Consider the following 19266-nt stretch of genomic DNA (forward strand, 5'->3'; position numbering starts at 1 on the left):
AGAGGGCGAGCGCTCGCCCGCAACATCGCAACAAGGAACCAGCATGGCCGGAAACAGCATCGGACAAGTTTTTCGCGTAACCACTTTTGGCGAGTCGCATGGTATTGCGCTGGGCTGCATCGTTGACGGTGTGCCACCCGGCATTCCGCTGACGGAAGCCGACATCCAGCACGATCTCGATCGTCGTCGTCCTGGCACTTCGCGCTATACCACGCAGCGCCGCGAGCCGGATCAGGTGAAAATTTTGTCTGGCGTGTTTGAGGGCGTGACGACGGGAACCTCAATCGGTTTGCTGATTGAGAACACCGACCAGCGTTCACAGGATTACGGCACCATCAAAGATCTGTTCCGTCCTGGCCATGCCGATTATACCTACGAGCAGAAATACGGCCTGCGCGACTACCGTGGCGGCGGCCGCTCTTCGGCGCGTGAAACCGCGATGCGCGTGGCAGCAGGGGCGATTGCCAAGAAATATCTGCAGATGAAGCACGGCATCGTGGTGCGCGGCTATCTGGCGCAGATTGGCGATGTGGCCTGCGAGCTGAAAGACTGGAGCATCGTGGAAGAGAACCCGTTCTTCTGCCCGGATGCCTCTAAACTGGAAGCGCTGGATGAGCTGATGCGCGGCCTGAAAAAAGAGGGTGACTCTATCGGCGCCAAAGTTACCGTGCTGGCAGAGAACGTGCCGCCGGGCCTGGGCGAGCCGGTATTTGATCGTCTGGATGCGGATTTAGCGCATGCGCTGATGAGCATCAACGCGGTGAAAGGCGTGGAGATCGGTGACGGTTTTGCGGTGATCAATCAGCGCGGCAGTCAACATCGCGATGAGATCCGTGCCAACGGTTTCCAGAGCAATCACGCGGGCGGCATTCTGGGCGGCATCAGCAGCGGCCAAACCATTAGCGCCAATCTGGCGATGAAACCGACCTCCAGCATCACCGTGCCAGGCAACACCATCACCCGCGAGGGTGAAGAAGTCGAGATGATCACCAAAGGTCGTCACGATCCCTGCGTCGGCATTCGCGCCGTGCCGATTGCCGAAGCGATGATGGCGATTGTGTTGATGGATCACCTGCTGCGCCAGCGTGCGCAAAACGGTGACGTCAACAGCAGCGTTCCGCGCTGGTAAGCCCGATGATGCGCCGTATGCTCATTATCTGTGCCGCGCTGCTATGCAGTGCGGCCGCCGTTGCCGCCACGCCGTGGCAGCAAATTCATCAGCCGATTGCCGGCAGCCCGCAGTCGATTGGCGGCTTCGCCAACGGCTGTATTGTGGGTGCGCAGCAGTTGCCGCTTAACTCACCCAATTATCAGGTGATGCGCCAGGATCAGCGCCGCTATTTCGGCCATCCCGATCTGATCGCCTTTATTCAGCGTCTCAGCACCCAGGTTCATCAGCTTCAGCTGGGACAAGTGCTGATTGGCGATATGGGCATGGCGGCGGGTGGACGTTTTAGCAGCGGCCACGCCAGCCATCAAACGGGTTTAGACGTCGATATCTGGCTGCAGCTGCCGAAAACCCGCTGGACGGCGCAGCAATTGCTCAAGCCGCAGCCGCTCGATCTGGTTTCTGCCGATGATAAACAGGTGATTGCGCGTCACTGGCAGCCGCAAATCGATAGCCTGATTAAACTGGCGGCGAAAGATGATGAAGTGACGCGTATCTTCGTCAATCCGGCAATCAAAAGGCAGCTTTGCGCCGATGCTGGCAGCGATCGCGCGTGGTTGAATAAAGTGCGTCCGTGGTTTGCCCATCGCGCGCACATGCACGTGCGTCTGCGATGCCCGGCGGGGAGCCTTGAATGTGAAGACCAGGCACCTCAACCGGCCGGCGATGGCTGTGGCGCTGAGCTGGACAGCTGGTTCCTGCCGAAAAAACCAGGCAGCACGCCGCCGGTGAAGAAAACGCCGCCGCCATTGCCGCCGTCTTGCCAGGCTTTACTTGATAAGCATCTTCTGTAGGTATTTCAATGGATTGGTTCGTTGTCAGCCCACTCATCCTTTGTGTGCTGTTTTTTGTGGCAGTGCTGGCGGCGTTTATCGATTCGATCGCTGGCGGCGGCGGCCTGCTTACCGTGCCGTCTTTGCTGGCTGCCGGGCTGTCGCCTGCACAGGCGTTAGCCACCAATAAGCTGCAATCGGTCGGCGGATCGTTCTCCGCCAGCCTCTATTTCATCCGACGTGGTGCGGTGAATCTGAGCGAGCAGTGGCTGAATATCGCCATGACCTTCCTCGGCGCGATTGCTGGCACCATTCTGATTCAGCACTTACAAGCGGATGTACTGCGCCAAATCTTACCGCTGCTGCTGATCTGCATCGGTTTGTGGTTCCTGCTGATGCCGCGTTTGGGCGAAGCCGATCGCGAACGTCGTCTGCACGGTTTGCCCTATGCGCTGGTAGGCGGCGGCTGCGTCGGCTTTTACGACGGCTTCTTTGGTCCCGGCGCCGGCTCGTTCTATGCGCTGGCCTTTGTTACGCTGTGTGGCTTCAATCTGGCGAAAGCCACCGCCCACGCCAAAATCCTAAATTTCACCTCGAATTTTGGCAGTTTGCTGTTCTTTATGTTCGGCGGAAAAGTGGTGTGGGGCACCGGCGCGATTATGTTGCTCGGCGCCTTTATCGGCGCGCGCCTCGGCGCCAGGCTGGTATTGAGCCGTGGTCAGAAACTGATTCGCCCCATGGTAGTGATCGTTTCTGCGGTAATGAGCGCTAAATTGTTATGGGACAGTCATGGCGCAGAACTGATGGCCTGGCTGGCCACGCTGTAATCCAACACTCGTCAAGACCGGCTGCCAATGCGACAATGGCGCCGGTTTTTTTTAAGATTAAAAATTATGAGTACAACACACCATTACGATCAGCTGATTACCATCTTTGATGGCTGTTTCGTTGACGATTTTCAGACCCGTCTAATTAAAGGCGACGACGAACCTATTTATCTTCCAGCGGATGAAACCTCACCGTGGAATCGCGTGGTGTTCGCGCACGGCTACTACGCCAGCGGACTGCATGAAATTTCCCACTGGTGCATTGCCGGTGAAGCGCGCCGCAAGCTGGTGGATTTTGGTTATTGGTATTGTCCGGACGGACGCGATGCGCAAACGCAGAGCCAGTTCGAATCGGTTGAGGTAAAACCGCAGGCGCTGGAGTGGTTATTCTGCGTGGCGGCGGGCTTTCCCTTCAACGTAAGTTGTGACAATCTCGAAGGCGATTGTGAGCCAGATCGCATAGCGTTTCAGCGCAAAGTGCATGCACAGGTGATGACGTATCTGCAGCAGGGCATTCCGGCACGACCAGCTCGCTTCATCGATGCACTGACGAATTATTACGGCACGCCGCCACTGACGGCGGCACAATTCCCCTGGCCGGAAGATCTGTAATCCGCGAAGGTTATAAGAAGAGAGGAAGAGATGATCGTAGAATTTGAAACCCGCATTCTGGCCCTGATTGATGACATGGTCGATCACGCCAGCGATGACGAGCTGTTTGCAGGCGGCTATCTGCGTGGTCATCTGACCCTGGCAGTGGCGGAGATAGAGCTGAGCGGTGAACACACGCCGGAAGCGCTGCAAACTCACGTCACCAACAGCCTGCAAAAAGCCATTGCTGCTGGCGAACTGTCGCCACGCGATCAGGCGCTGGTCACCGGCATGTGGGACAATCTGTTCCTGCAGGCACGTCAAACCGCTTAACGTCTCGGGGCGATCGCTCGCCCCGCAGATTATCGACCCGCTTTTTTACCCTTCAGCAGTTTTCGCACCCAATAGCGATTCGGACTCATCGCCGCCAGCGTGGCTGCATCCAGCAGCTGCGGTTCGCCGCTCATCTGCGCCGCCAGCACTTCGGCCGCCAGCGGTGCGCTGCACAAACCACGCGAACCTAATGCGCCCAACACAAACAAACCGTTATGCACCGGCGCATCGGCTACGCTTGCACCACGCGCACGCTGTTCTGGCAGATCGGCGTATTGCGTGAGTGTCGCTTCATAATCTGGCGCGCTGCCGCTCATCGGCAGATGATCGCGCGTGGCACAGCGCACGCCGTTGCGCGCCTGGTTATCGGACACATCAACCTGTTGCGGCCATTGGCTCTGCGGCAGACAGTTAATCAGCCGTTGGCGATTCTCCTGCTGATCGTCGGCGCGGAAATCCGTGGCGGTATCGCCGCGATGATAGCTGGCGCCGATGCAATGGGTGGCGAAGTTCGGGCTGACCGGCGTGAGATAGCCGTCGTAACACAGCACGGTGCGCAGCGCGCCCAACGACGGATTAGTCGGCGCGTGGCTCACTTGTCCCGCCACCGCGTACACCGGCAGCGTTTTACTGTGCTCAAGTTCCAGCAACGCGTGACCATTCGCCAGCACCACTTGGGAATGCTGCACCGGCGGCTGCTCATCAAAGTGCAGCGTCCAGCGATCTTCATCGCGCGTTAATTGCGTGACGCGATGCAGCCAGTGCAGGCGTAATCCCCGCGATTGCGCGTACTCCAGCAGATTGCTGGTCAGTTGTGCAGGTGACAGCCAGCCACCTTGCGGATAAAAAATCCCGCCAACATCAAGTTCAACGCCCGCCAGCTGTTGCGCTTCTTCTTTATTAACGCCGTACGCGATGCCATGCGGCAATGCCATGTTGAGCATCTGCGCAATTTTCTCCGCGCTTTTATCATCCCAGCCCAGCTGCAACACGCCGCTCCAGTCATGCTCAAACTCCACTGGCAGCCGATCGTACAGACGTCGGGCAAAACCAAAAGCCGCCGGGAAGAAGGTGGCCAGCGCGGGATCATGTTGATTCAGCAGCGGATAGAGCGCGCCCTGACGATTGCCGGATGCGCCCAGCGCGGGCGCGTCATCGGCGCAGTAGAGCGTTACGCGCCAACCGCGTCGCAGCAGCGCGAGCGCCAATACTGCGCTGGCGATGCCGCCGCCAATCAGCGCCACTTCATTGCTGCCTGCCGGCGGGCGCGCATACCACGGCTGGCTGTGCGGCAATGCAGCGGCTTGCTCCAGCACGCCGACCAGCATTTCACGCTTGTGACCAAAGCCTTTGCGCTTCTGCATATTGAAACCGGCGTCCTGCAACCCGCGTCGCACAAACCCCGACGCGGTAAAAGTCGCCAGCGTGCCGCCCGGCCGGGCGAGGCGCGCCATCGCGGCGAACAGATCTGGCGTCCACATCTCAGGGTTTTTTGCCGGCGCGAAGCCATCAAGGAACCACGCATCCACCTGACGATTGAGGCTGTCATCAAAGGTGTGAATTAACGCGTTAATATCACCAAGCCAGAGGTCCAGCGTGACTTCGCCGCCGTTAAACAGCAGGCGCTGACAACCCGGCAACGCCTGCGGCCACTGCTGTTGCAGCTGTTCGGCCCACGGCTTTAGCTCCGGCCAATGGGCATGCGCAGCCACCAGATCGGCGTGCGTCAGCGGGAATTTCTCGCAGCTGATGAAGTGCAGACGCTGCAAAGTGGCGTTGGGTTGCTCATTGCGGAAGCGATCGAAGGCTTGCCACAGTGTAAGAAAGTTCAGACCAGTCCCAAAACCGCTTTCGGCGACAATAAATAAATCGCGTGAATGTTCAGCAAAACGGTGCGGAATATGGTTGCCATCAAGGAACACATAGCGCGTTTCCTCCAGTCCATTATCGTTGGAGAAATAGACGTCGCCGAACGCTCGGGACACAGGTGTACCCTGTTCATTCCAGTTTATTTGGGCGTGTTCAACCGGGGTTAATTTCACGGGAAAGGCTCATATTTCAGGCAGTGGCGCGAGTTTAGCGATAGACGTCACATGACGCAAATTTACAAAGGGAAATGGCTGATCGGACTTGTTCGGCTTACAACTGTACGCTAGAGTGCACCACATCCAAATATGTGGAACGAGGATTATTGAATGAAACGTGCAGTGATTACTGGCCTGGGTATTGTTTCCAGCATTGGTAATAACCAGCAAGAAGTGCTGGCTTCTCTGCGTGAAGGCCGTTCCGGTATTACTTTCTCTGAAGAGATGAGAGATGCCGGTATGCGCAGCCACGTATGGGGCAACGTCAAACTGGATACCAACGGGCTCATCGATCGCAAAATCGTGCGTTTTATGAGTGATGCCTCTATTTATGCCTACCTTTCAATGGCCGAAGCGATCAAAGACTCTGGCCTGACTGACGAACAGTATCAGCAAAACCCACGTGTGGGTTTGATTGCCGGTTCTGGCGGCGGTTCTCCGCGTTATCAGGTATTTGGTGCTGACGCCATGCGTAGCCCACGCGGCCTGAAAGCGGTCGGTCCTTATGTGGTGACCAAGGCGATGGGTTCAGGCGTTTCTGCTTGCCTGGCAACCCCGTTCAAAATTCACGGCGTGAACTACTCCATCAGTTCAGCCTGTGCTACTTCTGCACACTGCATCGGTAACGCGGTTGAGCAGATTCAGCTGGGTAAACAGGACATTGTGTTTGCTGGCGGCGGTGAAGAGCTGAGCTGGGAAATGGCCTGTGAGTTCGATGCGATGGGCGCACTGTCGACCAAATACAACGAAACGCCAGAAAAAGCCTCACGTACTTACGATGCCAACCGTGACGGCTTCGTTATCGCTGGCGGCGGCGGTATGGTGGTGGTTGAAGAGCTGGAGCACGCTCTGGCACGTGGTGCACACATTTATGCTGAGATCGTGGGCTACGGCGCAACCTCAGATGGCGCAGACATGGTAGCTCCTTCAGGCGAAGGCGCAGTGCGCTGCATGAAGATGGCGATGCAAGGTCTGGATACCCCAATCGATTACCTCAATACCCACGGCACTTCTACGCCGGTTGGTGATGTGAAAGAGCTGGGTGCGATTCGCGAAGTGTTCGGCGATAACTGCCCATCACTGTCTGCTACCAAAGCCATGACCGGTCATTCACTGGGTGCGGCGGGCGTGCAGGAAGCGATCTACACTTTGCTGATGCTGGAGCACGGTTTCATCGCGCCAAGCATCAACGTGGAAGAGCTGGATGAAGCGGGCAAAGGTCTGAACATCGTGACCAAACCGACTGATAAAGCGCTGACCACCGTGATGTCGAACAGCTTTGGCTTCGGCGGGACTAACGCCACTCTGACCATGCGTAAGTATCATGCGTAAGTTGCCAGCATAATCCCGTAGGATCGCCATTCATGGAGACCTGATTATGCTAGCAATATCACAAGGGCCGGTTATCCGGCCCTTGTTGTTTTGACATTCCACCTTCAGCTTGCCTACACTCCCACTCCATCCGAAACAAAATTATCGCTTTTAGCTTAGTGTGAACCAAATATCCCGTTTCTGTTTTGGCAGCAAGCGCGTGTCTGGTTATTACAAGGAGTTCGACCCACCATGACCACGACTGCTGACGCGCAAACGCAATCCGTTATGCCGCTGGCCTGCACCTCCTTTGCGGTATTCCTCACCTATCTGACCGCTGGCCTCGCGCTACCGGTCATCCCGCTGTATGTCCATCATGAACTCGGCATGAGTAACCTGATGGTTGGCGTGGCGGTGGGGATTCAGTTCTTCGCCACGCTGTTGACGCGCAGCTTTGCCGGGCGTCGAGCCGATCAGCACGGTGCGAAACTCACCACGCAGCACGGCATGCTGGCCATCGCGCTGGTGGGCGTGGCGTATCTGGCGGCCGCGTTGTTACCGGTTTCTCCGTGGATGAAGTTTGGTTTGCTGGCGGTAGGGCGCTTGCTGTTAGGATTCGGCGAAAGCCTGCTGCTGACCGGCAATCTGACCTGGGGCATGGGATTGGTGGGCAGCAAACGCTCCGGATTAGTGATGTCATGGAACGGCATGGCGATTTATGGATCGCTGGCGGCTGGCGCACCGCTCGGCTTGCTGATCAATCAGCACGGCGGCTTTGCTGCTCTCGGTGCGGTTGCGCTGCTGTTGCCGCTGCTGTCGCTGGCGATAAATGGCTGGATCCGCAAAGTGCCGGTGGTGGGCGGCGAGCGGCCATCGCTGCTTAGCGTAGTGAAAACCATCTTTCAGCCGGGACTGGCGCTGGCGCTGCAGGGCACCGGTTTTGCGGTGATCGGCACCTTTACGTCACTCTATTTTGCTGCGGAAAACTGGGGCAACGCCGGTTTTGCGCTGACCGCCTTCGGCTGTGCGTTTGTGCTGGTGCGCGTATTCTTTGGCGGCTTGCCGGATCGTCACGGCGGCGTAAAAGTAGCGATGATCTCTTTGCTGGTGGAAACCGCCGGTCTGCTGCTACTGGCGTTCGCCACTTCTGGCTGGATGGCGCTGATTGGCGCGGCTTTGACCGGCTGCGGCTGCTCGCTGATCTTCCCGGCGCTGGGCGTTGAAGTGATTAAACGCGTATCGCCACAGATTCGCGGCACCGCGCTTGGCGGTTTCTCTGCATTTCAGGATATCGCGTACGGTGCCAGCGGCCCGTTGACCGGCTTACTGGCGACGGCGCTGGGTTACGGCTCGGTCTATGTTGCGGGTGCCTGTTGTGCGGCGCTGGGCATTCTGGTTATCTGGAGGTTTGCGCGGGCTGCGACAACAGCGTAACCAGCTTATCGCAGGCGCTGACAATCTCCCCGGGTGTCAGCGCCGCAAAGCCCAGTCGCTGGCTGACTGGCAGCTGGACGGCAATTCTCGCCACGCCCGCTGCCAACTGTGGCTGCTAGATAAACAGCCACAGCAGGAAGATAAACAGGAAGATGCCGACAATCAGCGTTAACGCCGGGCGCTGCGCCAGCGGCTGCGGCAGCATCTGGATAAACGGCGACCAGATGGGCTGCGGCCGAATTTCGCTATCGGCCAGCGGCTGTTCGTGCAGTTTCTCGGCGCGGCGGCTAAACAGCAGATTCAGCAGATCCTGCGTCTGCGCTGGCGTTAGCACGGTGGTCGGCAGCGCCTGGAAACGTTGCTGGCTGTAATCTTCCAGCAGTCGCTGCTCATCATGGGTTAACGGCTGGCGCAGCGAGGTTTCCAGCATCTGCAAGGTTGGCGCACTGTGCTGAGCCAGCGTCTGGCGCACCTGCAAATATTGCGTCAGCAGCGGGAAGTGGCGCGATGGAATCGGATCGCCACTTTTCAGATTCACCAGCTTCAGTGTATCGGCCAGCAGTTTCACCGGCGATTCACCGGTTTTCGCTGCAAGGCGCGTCACCTGCTGATTCAGCGACTGCTGTTCTGCCGGCAACAAGCTGCGATCGGAGACGCGCGTTTGCTGCGGCTGCGGGATCGCCATCTGACCGTTTTGCAACATGGTCAGCACCTGACGCAGCTGGTCCTGCGACAACGCGCTCAACACCGTTTGGTTAAACTGCTGACGAATAAAATCGCTCACCGCCTGACGATTATTGCCCTGCGGCAATTTTTCCAGCAGCTGTTGCAGCAGCTGGCGCGTAGCAAGACTGTTTTGCACCTGGGTTAAGCGACCGTTAAGATGCTGCTCCGCCGCCGGAAAGTGGCGCGATTGCAGCTCCGCCTCACTCTTTACCCCGACTTCATGCCGCACGCCAGCCCAGAGTTCCGGCGCTTTCAGCGTACTTAAAGACATAATGCGAACAATCAAACGTTCCAGCGTGGTGCGCTGGGCAGGAGAGAGCGGCTGCTCACCGGCTGGACCGCCAGGTCGCGTTGGGCCAGTGGCCTGAGATAAAGGGGAACGATCGCCCGCGGGCACACCGGGACCGCTGAGAGGTTGCATGGCGGAATCCTTGAAAACGGGTCAGATCCGGGTGCGCCGGAAAAAAGAGGCCACATCATAGCAAAAGCCCCCAGGAAATCCACGGGGGCTGCGGCCTTTCCGGATAATAAAGTCAGGCGGCGGAATCGGGAAGGGTCGCGCTACGCGGCTTACGCAGCGGGGTTTTCAGCCGTTGCGCCAGAATAACACCTACTAACGTCATGCCGCCGCCAATCCAGTGATAGCCATGCAGCTGCTCATGCAGGAACATCACGGCAATAATGGCCGTAAACACCGGCACGAAGTTCATAAAAATGCTGGTGGTGCTGGCGCCCAGACGCTGCACGCCAAGGATCCACAGGAACGGCGCGATGATCGACGCAAACAGCCCGGCATACAGCACCAGCGGCAGATTGTGCATGTTGAGCGTGACATCCGGCGCGCGCAGGAAGCCAGGCAGCAACAGCAGCACGCCAAAGAAAATCTGCACATACAGGCTTTGCCAGGTCGGCAGCGGAATCGCCCAGCGCTTGGTCAGCACGCCGTACAAGGCATACGAGGTCGATGCTGCCAGCATCATCAATTCGCCATTGCCGAGCCGTTGATTCAGCAGCTGCGCCGGATTGCCTTCGCTCACCAGCCACACCAAACCAGCGAACGACAGCACGCCGCCAATCAGAATGCCGCGCGTCGGCGCGAGGCGCAGCACAACCAGACTGAGCAGGATGGTCAGCAGCGGAATGGTCGCGCCGAGAATTCCCATCATCACCGCAGAAACGCTGTGCGCCGCGTAATAGGCGAGACTTTGATACAGCACCATGCCAAGCAGACCCAGGAACAGCAATCGCCAGCCGTTGGCTTTAATGGTGTGACGATGGCGCCACACGCCCGGCAGGCAAAACGGTGTTAGTACTACTAGCGCCAGCAGCCAGCGATAGAAGGAGATCGCCGCAGGATCGATACTTCCCGCCGAGAGTTTGCTGACGATAGTGTTGATCGACCAGATCAATACCGCGATCAGCGGAAACAGTAAATTCATGATACAGCTCCTCAGATAATCGCGAATAGTTTACGTTTGACCGGTTTAAAGCAGATAGTTAAAATCGGACAATATTTGTTAGTGACCGGACAGAATGAATCTACAAGTCGAATACCAGCCGCCGATTGATGCGCCTTTGCTGCGCTTCTTCATGCGTTATGACGAGGTCAACGCCAAAACCGAATACCTCACCCATGTGCATGATTGGGGTCAGGTGATTTTCGTCACCAGCCACGTGCTGGAGATGGAAGTGGAGGGCGAACGTCTGCTGACGCCCGCAGATATCCCGATCTGGATTCCGGCCGGCCATCGTCACAGCAGCTACAATCACAACGAAGCGCGTTTTCGCACCTTTAATCTCGCCGCCGATCTCTGCGCGGGCCTGCCGGATAAAGCCTGTTTATTGCATGTCGATGCCATTGGGCACGCCATCATGAATGATTTTGCCCGCCGTGAACTGGAGCAGCCGCAAACGCAAGCCGACTGGCGCATGTGTGAAGTGTTGATCGATCGGCTGCGTCTGGCGCCGGTGCATAACAGCTTTTTGCCGATGTCGGATGACAAATTCCTCGCGCCGATTCTGCGCGCGCTTGAAGCGCATCCCGGCGATAACACCACGCTGGCACAATGGGCGAAGCGCGTGTTCACCACCGAGCGTACGCTAGCGCGACGCTGTCAGCAGCAGTTGAATATGTCATTCAGCGAGTGGCGGCAGCGTTTACGCTTTCTGCGTGCTATCGCGCTGCTGGAGCAGGGCTGCAGCGTGCAGGGCATCGCTCACGAGCTGGGTTACAGCTCGGCGTCGGCGCTCATTGTGATGTTCCAGCAGCAGGCCGGTACCACGCCCGATCGCTATCGTAGTCGGTTAGGTTAATCCCCGGCTTTATGGCAAAATACGCGCCTTAAATTTTTGCAGACAGGACCGCCGCAGTGAAAATTCTCGTCGATGAAAATATGCCTTATGCCCGTGAACTCTTCAGCCGCACCGGCGATGTGCTCGCGGTGCCGGGACGTCCGTTGCCGGAAGCTGAGCTGCAGGACGCCAGCGGATTGATGGTGCGTTCCGTCACCAAAGTGAATGCGGCACTGCTGGCCGGTACGCCGGTGAAGTTTGTCGGCACCGCGACCGCCGGCACCGATCATATTGATGAAGCATCACTGGCGGCGGCAGGCATCAGCTTCTCTGCGGCGCCTGGCTGTAATGCCATTGCGGTGGTGGAGTATGTGTTCTCCTCGCTGCTGCTGCTGGCGGAGCGCGATGGTTTTGCACTGCGCGATCGCACCGTGGGCATTGTTGGCGTGGGGAATGTTGGCGGCCGCCTGCAGAAGCGTCTGCAAGCCTGGGGCGTGAAAACGCTGCTGTGCGATCCACCGCGCGCCGATCGTGGCGATCAGGAAACCTTCCATTCGCTGGATGATCTGGTGGCGCAGGCCGACATCCTGACCTTCCACACGCCGCTGTTTAAAGATGGCCCGTATAAAAGCTGGCATTTGGCCGATGCGGCGCTGCTGATGGCGCTCAAACCCAACACTATTCTGATCAACGCCTGCCGCGGTGCGGTGGTAGATAACGCGGCGCTGCTGGCAGTGCTGAAGATGCGCCACGATCTTAGCGTGGTATTGGATGTGTGGGAGCCGGAGCCGGATCTGTCGCTCGATCTGCTGGATAAAGTGGATATCGCCACCGCCCATATCGCTGGCTACACGCTGGAAGGTAAAGCGCGCGGCACCACGCAAGTGTTTGAAGCATGGTGCGACTTTAACGGCCAGCCGCAACAGGTGGCGTTGGAAAGCCTGCTGCCGGCACCTGAATTCGGTTCTGTCACCCTGCGCGGCAAGCTCGATCAGCCAACGCTAAAACGCTTAGTGCATCTGGTGTATGATGTGCGCCGCGACGATGCGCCACTGCGTAAAGTGGCGGCAAAGCCAGGCGAGTTTGATCGCCTGCGCAAGCAATATCAAGAGCGTCGTGAGTGGTCATCGCTGCAGGTGCATTGCGATGATGCGGAGACGGCGGCGATGCTCAATCAGCTTGGCTTCCGCGCCAGTTTGTAAAGAAATTTCAATCACCTGCACTATTGCGGGGGATAATTCCTAAATCTCGGGCGATGTTTTCATCGCCTTCTGTTTTTGTGTCAATCTCTGGAGTAACCAACATGTCTGACGGCTGGAATATCGCGCTTTTGGGCGCAACAGGCGCAGTAGGGAACGCTGTACTGGAACTGCTGGCTGAACGCCAGTTCCCGGTTGGTGAGTTGTATTTGCTGGCGAGTGAAAACGGTGCCGGTGAGAACAAACGTTTTGAGGGACGTACCGTGCTGGTGCAGGACGTGGCCGAATTTGACTGGACGCAAGTGCAGCTGGCGTTCTTCACTGCGGGTCGTGAAGCCTCGGCGCGCTATGCCGAAGAAGCCGCCAGCCAGGGTTGTCTGGTGATCGATAGCAGCGATCTGTTTGCGCTCGAACCGGATGTGCCGCTGGTGGTGCCGGATGTGAATCCACAGGTGCTGGCGGATTACCGCAATCGCAACATCATTACCGTTGCCGACAGCCTGGTAAGCCAGCTGCTGTGCTCAATCAAACCGCTGGTGGATCTGGCTGGTCTGAGCCGTTTGCAGGTTACCAACCTGATTGCGGCCTCAAGCCATGGTAAAGCGGCGGTTGATGGTTTGGCCGGTGAAAGTGCGCGTTTGCTGAACGGCGTGCCGGCGGAAACGCACTATTTTGGCCGCCAGCTGGCGTTCAACATTTTGCCGCTGCTGGCGGACAGCAATGGCAGCGTCGAGAGCGAACGTCGCGTGGTTGAGCAGGTACGTAAAGTGCTGCAGGACGAAGGTTTGCCGATCGCGGTAAGCAGCGTGCAGGCGCCGGTGTTCTACGGCAATGCGCAGATCGTACACGTGGAGAATCTGCGTCCGCTCTCTGCAGAAGAAGCGCGCGATGAACTGGGCCGCTCCGGTGATATCAACCTGACTGAAGAGAGCGATTACCCCACGCAGGTGGGCGATGCGTCCGGCAGCGACGTGCTGAGCATTGGCTGCGTGCGCAATGATTACGGCATCCCAGAGCTGCTGCAGTTCTGGTCTGTGGCAGACAACATCCGTTTCGGCGGTGCACTGATGGCGGTGAAAACCGCTGAGAAACTGGTGCAGGAGTATTTCTATTAATGTTGCCTGAAGGGAAAACGCTTAAGCTGGCGTTGGGTATTGAATACGATGGCAGCCGTTATTACGGCTGGCAGCGGCAAAATGAAGTGCGCAGCGTGCAGGAAAAGCTGGAAAAGGCGTTGTCGAAAGTGGCCGATCATCCGGTGGTGGTGTTCTGCGCGGGCCGTACCGATGCTGGTGTGCATGGCACCGGACAAGTGGTGCATTTCGAAACCACCTCACCGCGTGCTGACGCAGCCTGGACGTTGGGCGTGAATGCCAATCTGCCCGATGACATCGCGGTGCGCTGGGTGAAAGCGGTGCCGGACGAGTTTCATGCGCGTTTTAGCGCCACGGCACGCCGCTATCGCTACGTGATTTACAACCATCGGCTGCGTCCGGCGATTCTGGGCAATGGCATTACCCATTATTACCATCCGCTGGATGCAGAGAAGATGCAGCGCGCTGGTCAGGCGCTGATTGGCGAGAATGACTTCACTTCGTTCCGCGCGGTGCAGTGTCAGTCACGCACGCCTTGGCGCAACGTGATGCATCTCAACGTCACGCGTCATGGGCCGTATGTGGTGGTGGATATCAAAGCCAATGCATTTGTGCATCACATGGTGCGTAATATTGTCGGCAGCCTGATGGAAATCGGCACCGGCAACCAGCCGGAAGAGTGGATGGCGACGCTGCTCGCGGCCAAAGATCGTAAGCTGGCGGCGGCGACCGCCAAAGCCGAAGGCCTTTATCTGGTAGCGGTGGATTATCCATCCCACTTTGCATTACCTCAGCCTGCGTTGGGACCGTTGTTCCTCGCGGATTAACCGTTAATTGTTGGGTGTTAGGGGAGTTGTAGTTATATGGATTTCATCCACTTTTTAGTCGATTTTATTCTGCATATTGATGTGCATTTGGCCGAGCTGGTGGCGCAGTACGGCATCTGGATTTACGCCATTCTGTTCCTGATTCTGTTCTGTGAAACCGGTTTGGTGGTCACGCCGTTCCTGCCAGGCGATTCCCTGCTGTTTGTTGCCGGTGCGCTGGCGGCCTTGCCGGGGAACGATCTCAACGTGCACCTGATGGTAACGCTGTTGGTGATCGCCGCCATCCTCGGTGATGCGGTGAACTACACGATTGGGCGTCTGTTCGGCGAGAAGCTGTTCAGCAATCCGAACTCGAAAATTTTCCGTCGCAGTTACCTGGATAAAACCCACGCGTTCTACGATCGTCACGGCGGCAAAACCATTATACTTGCGCGCTTTGTACCAATCGTGCGAACCTTTGCCCCCTTTGTTGCGGGGATGGGACACATGTCTTATCGCCACTTCGCGCTCTACAATGTGACGGGCGCACTGCTGTGGGTGCTGCTGTTCTCTTACGCTGGTTACCTGTTTGGCGACCTGCCGGTTGTGCAGGAGAACCTGAAGCTGCTGATCGTCGGCATCATCGTGGTTTCTATACTGCCAGGCGTAATTGAAGTGTGGCGTCATCGCCGCCAGCAGAAGTCGCAGTAAGCTCGTTACCAGATTTTTATCCACAGCGTGAACGGGTTGTGGTTTAATGAGCGACATTTACGGCCTGCTGAAGGTGATTTCAGCAGCAATGAGAAGACTGGACCAGGTCAGCATTAAATAGAAAGGTCATCAATGAGCTGGATTGAACGCATACTGAATAAAAGCACTGCCACGCCAACGCGCAAAGCCAGCATCCCGGAAGGGGTGTGGACCAAGTGCGATAGTTGTGGGCAGGTGCTGTACCGCGCCGAGCTGGAGCGTAACCTCGAGGTCTGCCCGAAGTGCGACCATCACATGCGCATGCACGCCCGTGAGCGTCTGCATAGCATGCTGGATGAAGGTTCGCTGGTTGAGCTGGGCAGCGAGCTGGAACCGAAAGATCTGCTGAAGTTCCGCGACTCGAAGAAGTATAAAGACCGTTTGGTCGCCGCACAGAAAGACACCGGTGAGAAAGATGCGCTGGTGGCGATGAAAGGCACGCTGCACGGCATGCCAATTGTTGCTGTGGCCTTTGAGTTCTCCTTTATGGGCGGCTCAATGGGTTCAGTGGTTGGCGCGCGCTTTGTGCGTGGCGTTGAGCAGGCGTTGGAAGACAACTGCCCACTGATCTGCTTCTCCGCGTCAGGCGGTGCACGTATGCAGGAAGCGCTGCAGTCGCTGATGCAGATGGCGAAAACCAGTGCGGCACTGGCGAAAATGCAGGAGCGCGGCTTGCCGTACATCTCCGTGCTGACTGACCCAACCATGGGCGGCGTTTCAGCCAGCTTCGCGATGCTGGGCGATCTCAACGTGGCGGAACCGAAAGCGCTGATTGGCTTTGCCGGTCCACGCGTTATCGAGCAGACCGTGCGTGAAAAACTGCCGCCGGGCTTCCAGCGCAGTGAGTTCCTGATCGAGAAAGGCGCGATCGACATGATCATCCGTCGTCCGGAAATGCGCTTTAAGCTGGCAAGCCTGCTGGCGAAAATGATGAACCTGCCAGCGCCGCAGCTGGATGGTGATCAGCCAAATGTGGCTGAGCCGGAGAGCAACGAAGCCTGACAGGCAACGGAATGAGGCAGTAATGTTTCCTTCCTCCAATGCACCGTCTACATTGAATACTTAAGGTTGCATCCAACGTGGTCCGCGACCTTAAGTTACTCGATGTATTGATTTTGAACGGGACACATGGACAAATCTCTTCCTCAAGCCACGTCGCCTTTGGCCACGTGGCTTCATTATCTTGAGCATCTGCATTCGCAGGCCATTGAACTGGGTCTGGATCGTATTCAACGCGTCGCCGCACGCCTCGACCTGCTCAAACCCGCTCCTTTTGTCTTCACCGTCGCCGGTACCAATGGCAAAGGCACCACCTGCCGCATGCTGGAAACGCTATTGATGGCCGCGGGCTATCGCGTGGGCGTTTACAGCTCGCCACATCTGGTGCGTTACACCGAACGTGTACGGGTGCAGGGCGCTGAACTGGATGAAGCGCAGCACAGCGCCAGTTTTGCCGCGATTGAAGCCGGGCGCGGTGACACTTCACTGACCTATTTTGAGTTCGGCACCTTGTCGGCCTTCAATCTGTTCCGCGCGGCGAATCTCGACGTGGTGATCCTTGAAGTCGGCCTGGGCGGACGTCTTGATGCCACCAATATTGTCGATGCCGACGTGGCAGTGATCACCAGCATCGCGCTCGATCACACCGATTGGCTGGGTCCTGATCGTGAAAGTATCGGTCGGGAAAAAGCCGGCGTGTTCCGCGCAGGTAAACCAGCAATTGTCGGTGAAGCCGATATGCCGGGCACCATCGCCGACGTCGCAGCGGAGAAGGGTGCGGTGTTGCTGCAGCGCAATCGCGACTGGCAGTGGCAGCAAACGGGTACCAGCTGGACGTTGCAGGATGCGCACGGCGAGCTGCGCGATTTACCGCTGCCGCAGGTGCCGTTACCCAATGCCGCCACCGCGCTGACCGCACTGCGTGCGTCGGGTTTAACGGTAAGCGAAGCGATTATTCGTCAGCATCTGCCGCTGGCGATTCTGCCGGGGCGTTTCCAGACCGTCAGCGAAGCGCCGCGCGTCATTCTCGATGTGGCGCACAATCCGCATGCCGCTTATTATCTGGCTTCGCGTCTGGCTGAAGAGCCGCACAGCGGTGAAGTGCATGCGGTGGTCGGCATGCTGCACGACAAAGATATCGCGGGCACGCTGGCGGCGCTGGCACCACAGGTTGATCGCTGGTACTGCGCGCCGCTCGACGGTCCGCGCGGTGCCTCCGCCGATGAGCTGCTGGCTCATCTGGACGGCGGTGTGGCTTACAGCAACGTTGATGCAGCCTGGCAAGCGGCGCGTCAGCAGGCGCGTCCCGAAGATGTGATTCTGGTGTGTGGCTCTTTCCACACCGTAGCGCAGGTTATGGAATCGATGGCAGCGGAGAACGGCAGTGGCAAGTAAGTTCCAAAATCGCTTAGTCGGTACGGTCATTCTGGTGGCGATTGGTGTCATCGTCTTGCCCGGCCTACTGGACGGTAAGAAGAAACATTATAAAGAAGAGTTCGCCGCCATTCCGCTGGTGCCAAAACCGGACGATCAGCAGGATAGCGAAATGGTGCCGCCGGTGACGCAACCCTTGCCGGCGCAGCCGCCGGAAGGGGCGGGCGCGGCCCAGAATCAGAACGGTGGTAAAACCGCCACTAATGGCAGCGCGCAGCCCACTCAGAATAGCGAGCCCAGCGTGGTCACGCCGCCGCCGGTGCATCAGCAAGTGCAGCCGAAACCGGTGGAACAGTCGAAGCCAAAAGCGGTCGAGCAGCCGAAACCGAAGCCGGTTGAACAGCCGAAGCCAAAACCGGTGGAGCAAGCTAAGCCGAAGCCCGTCGAGCAGCCGAAACCGGTAGAGCAGTCGAAACCGGTGGAAACGCCGAAGCAGAGTGAACCCGCAGCGCCAGCTGGTCAGGCATTTGTGGTGCAGCTCGGAGCGCTGAAGAATGCGGCGAAAGTGAGCGAGATTGTGGCGCAGCTGCGTCTTTCCGGTTATCGCGCCTTTACCGTGCCGTCTACGCCGGTGCAGGGACAAATCACCCGCATTTACGTCGGTCCGGATGCCAATAAATCGAAGCTGCAAGGCTCGCTGAGTGAGTTGCAAAGCATCTCCGGCCTCGGTGGCGTGGTGAAACCGTATAGCGCGCGATAACGCGCTGATAAGCCGCGCCAATAGCAGAAAAAGGCGCGGCTTTACAAAATTTTTGTAGCGAAGCGCGACAGGAAAATCATTGAATATCAGTGGATTAAATCACTGATAATACACAGGGCGAGGAAAGTTTTTTTCATCGCCCTTTTTGCGGAAACAGAACCGGAAAACCCTACGCAAACGTTTTCTTTTTCTGTTAGAATGCGCCCCGAACTGGATGCAGGGGTGCGATAGCACTGGGCTGGAAGAGTTCATGATCTGGATTGATTACGTCATTATTGCGGTAGTTGGTTTTTCGGCTCTGGTCAGCCTGATTCGCGGGTTTGTCCGGGAAGCCTTATCTCTCGTTACCTGGGGATGCGCGTTTTTTGTCGCCAGTCATTATTACGCCTACCTTGCAGTCTGGTTTACAGGTTTTGACGACGAACTGGTTCGCAACGGCATCGCTATCGCGGTGTTGTTTGTTGCCACCCTGATTGTGGGTGCCATCGTGAACTATGTGATCGGCTCGCTGGTTGAAAAAACCGGCTTGTCGGGAACCGACAGGGTGTTGGGTGTCTGTTTCGGGGCGTTGCGCGGTGTGCTGATCGTGTCTGCTATGCTGTTCTTTCTCGATACATTCACCGGCTTTTCTAAAAGCCCGGACTGGCAACAGTCGCAACTCATTCCCCAGTTCAGTTACATCATCAGGTGGTTTTTCGATTACCTGAAAAGCACGTCGAGTTTTTTACCCCGGTGACACCATCGG

The 19266-nt window shown here is 57.5% G+C and carries 19 protein-coding genes; 16 read left to right on the forward strand and 3 right to left on the reverse strand.

What is annotated here, in order from left to right; genetic code table 11:
• Window positions 1-43: 43 nt before the first annotated feature.
• The 5 genes from aroC (at window position 44) to PZBJ_RS18065 (ending at window position 3692) form a co-directional block, all read left to right on the forward strand.
• The gene (aroC, locus tag PZBJ_RS18045; RefSeq protein ID WP_101763624.1) at window positions 44-1129 is read left to right on the forward strand and encodes a chorismate synthase; all 1086 of its coding nucleotides are present in this window, start codon (window positions 44-46) and stop codon (window positions 1127-1129) included.
• 8 nt (window positions 1130-1137) lie between these two features.
• Window positions 1138-1962 (forward strand): penicillin-insensitive murein endopeptidase, encoded by an 825-nt coding sequence (gene mepA, locus PZBJ_RS18050; protein ID WP_101763720.1) that lies wholly within the window; start codon window positions 1138-1140, stop codon window positions 1960-1962.
• An 8-nt stretch (window positions 1963-1970) separates the two neighbouring features.
• On the forward strand, window positions 1971-2768 hold the full coding sequence (locus PZBJ_RS18055; protein WP_101763625.1) for a sulfite exporter TauE/SafE family protein: 798 nt from the start codon (window positions 1971-1973) through the stop codon (window positions 2766-2768).
• Window positions 2769-2834: 66 nt separating this feature from the next.
• Window positions 2835-3380 carry an elongation factor P hydroxylase gene (locus tag PZBJ_RS18060; RefSeq protein ID WP_101763626.1) on the forward strand — a complete coding sequence of 182 codons (546 nt, stop codon included), beginning with the start codon at window positions 2835-2837 and terminating at the stop codon, window positions 3378-3380.
• Window positions 3381-3410: 30 nt separating this feature from the next.
• Window positions 3411-3692, forward strand: a complete 282-nt coding sequence (locus PZBJ_RS18065; protein WP_008101252.1) for a YfcL family protein — start codon at window positions 3411-3413, stop codon at window positions 3690-3692.
• A gap of 29 nt (window positions 3693-3721) precedes the next feature.
• Here PZBJ_RS18065 and mnmC read toward each other — a convergent pair whose 3' ends face one another.
• Window positions 3722-5734 (reverse strand): bifunctional tRNA (5-methylaminomethyl-2-thiouridine)(34)-methyltransferase MnmC2/FAD-dependent 5-carboxymethylaminomethyl-2-thiouridine(34) oxidoreductase MnmC1, encoded by a 2013-nt coding sequence (gene mnmC / locus PZBJ_RS18070; RefSeq protein ID WP_101763627.1) that lies wholly within the window; start codon window positions 5732-5734, stop codon window positions 3722-3724.
• A 153-nt stretch (window positions 5735-5887) separates the two neighbouring features.
• Here mnmC and fabB point away from each other — a divergent pair, with 153 nt between their 5' ends.
• Together fabB and PZBJ_RS18080 are read left to right on the forward strand one after the other, a co-directional pair.
• A complete protein-coding gene (gene fabB / locus PZBJ_RS18075; RefSeq protein WP_101763628.1) occupies window positions 5888-7108 on the forward strand; it encodes a beta-ketoacyl-ACP synthase I in 1221 nt (406 codons plus the stop codon).
• 231 nt (window positions 7109-7339) lie between these two features.
• The gene (locus PZBJ_RS18080) at window positions 7340-8521 is read left to right on the forward strand and encodes an MFS transporter (protein WP_101763629.1); all 1182 of its coding nucleotides are present in this window, start codon (window positions 7340-7342) and stop codon (window positions 8519-8521) included.
• 115 nt (window positions 8522-8636) lie between these two features.
• On the opposite strand, the gene flk is transcribed toward PZBJ_RS18080, so the two are convergent.
• Together flk and PZBJ_RS18090 are read right to left on the reverse strand one after the other, a co-directional pair.
• On the reverse strand, window positions 8637-9668 hold the full coding sequence (gene flk, locus PZBJ_RS18085; protein WP_101763630.1) for a flagella biosynthesis regulator Flk: 1032 nt from the start codon (window positions 9666-9668) through the stop codon (window positions 8637-8639).
• A 112-nt stretch (window positions 9669-9780) separates the two neighbouring features.
• Window positions 9781-10686, reverse strand: coding sequence for a DMT family transporter (locus PZBJ_RS18090; RefSeq protein WP_101763631.1), 906 nt, complete (start codon window positions 10684-10686; stop codon window positions 9781-9783).
• 94 nt (window positions 10687-10780) lie between these two features.
• On the opposite strand from PZBJ_RS18090, the gene PZBJ_RS18095 reads away from it, so the two are divergent.
• From PZBJ_RS18095 to cvpA, 9 genes are all read left to right on the forward strand, one after another.
• The gene (locus PZBJ_RS18095) at window positions 10781-11560 is read left to right on the forward strand and encodes an AraC family transcriptional regulator (protein WP_101763632.1); all 780 of its coding nucleotides are present in this window, start codon (window positions 10781-10783) and stop codon (window positions 11558-11560) included.
• Between the two features lie 56 nt (window positions 11561-11616).
• Window positions 11617-12741, forward strand: a complete 1125-nt coding sequence (gene pdxB, locus PZBJ_RS18100) for a 4-phosphoerythronate dehydrogenase PdxB (protein WP_101763633.1) — start codon at window positions 11617-11619, stop codon at window positions 12739-12741.
• A gap of 101 nt (window positions 12742-12842) precedes the next feature.
• Window positions 12843-13853 carry an aspartate-semialdehyde dehydrogenase gene (locus tag PZBJ_RS18105; RefSeq protein ID WP_101763634.1) on the forward strand — a complete coding sequence of 337 codons (1011 nt, stop codon included), beginning with the start codon at window positions 12843-12845 and terminating at the stop codon, window positions 13851-13853.
• Entirely contained in the window at window positions 13853-14659 is an 807-nt protein-coding gene (truA, locus tag PZBJ_RS18110) for a tRNA pseudouridine(38-40) synthase TruA (RefSeq protein ID WP_101763635.1), read from the forward strand. Before PZBJ_RS18105 ends, truA begins: the two co-directional genes overlap by 1 nt.
• 36 nt (window positions 14660-14695) lie before the next feature.
• A complete protein-coding gene (locus PZBJ_RS18115; protein ID WP_101763636.1) occupies window positions 14696-15349 on the forward strand; it encodes a DedA family protein in 654 nt (217 codons plus the stop codon).
• 132 nt (window positions 15350-15481) lie between these two features.
• The gene (gene accD / locus PZBJ_RS18120) at window positions 15482-16390 is read left to right on the forward strand and encodes an acetyl-CoA carboxylase, carboxyltransferase subunit beta (RefSeq protein WP_008105205.1); all 909 of its coding nucleotides are present in this window, start codon (window positions 15482-15484) and stop codon (window positions 16388-16390) included.
• Between the two features lie 126 nt (window positions 16391-16516).
• Entirely contained in the window at window positions 16517-17782 is a 1266-nt protein-coding gene (gene folC / locus PZBJ_RS18125; protein ID WP_101763637.1) for a bifunctional tetrahydrofolate synthase/dihydrofolate synthase, read from the forward strand.
• A complete protein-coding gene (gene dedD / locus PZBJ_RS18130) occupies window positions 17772-18521 on the forward strand; it encodes a cell division protein DedD (protein ID WP_101763638.1) in 750 nt (249 codons plus the stop codon). Before folC ends, dedD begins: the two co-directional genes overlap by 11 nt.
• 250 nt (window positions 18522-18771) lie before the next feature.
• The gene (cvpA, locus tag PZBJ_RS18135) at window positions 18772-19257 is read left to right on the forward strand and encodes a colicin V production protein (RefSeq protein ID WP_064739347.1); all 486 of its coding nucleotides are present in this window, start codon (window positions 18772-18774) and stop codon (window positions 19255-19257) included.
• The last annotated feature ends 9 nt before the right edge of the window (window positions 19258-19266 follow it).

The organism is Pantoea endophytica, assembly GCF_002858935.1.
Taxonomy (GTDB): domain Bacteria; phylum Pseudomonadota; class Gammaproteobacteria; order Enterobacterales; family Enterobacteriaceae; genus Pantoea; species Pantoea leporis.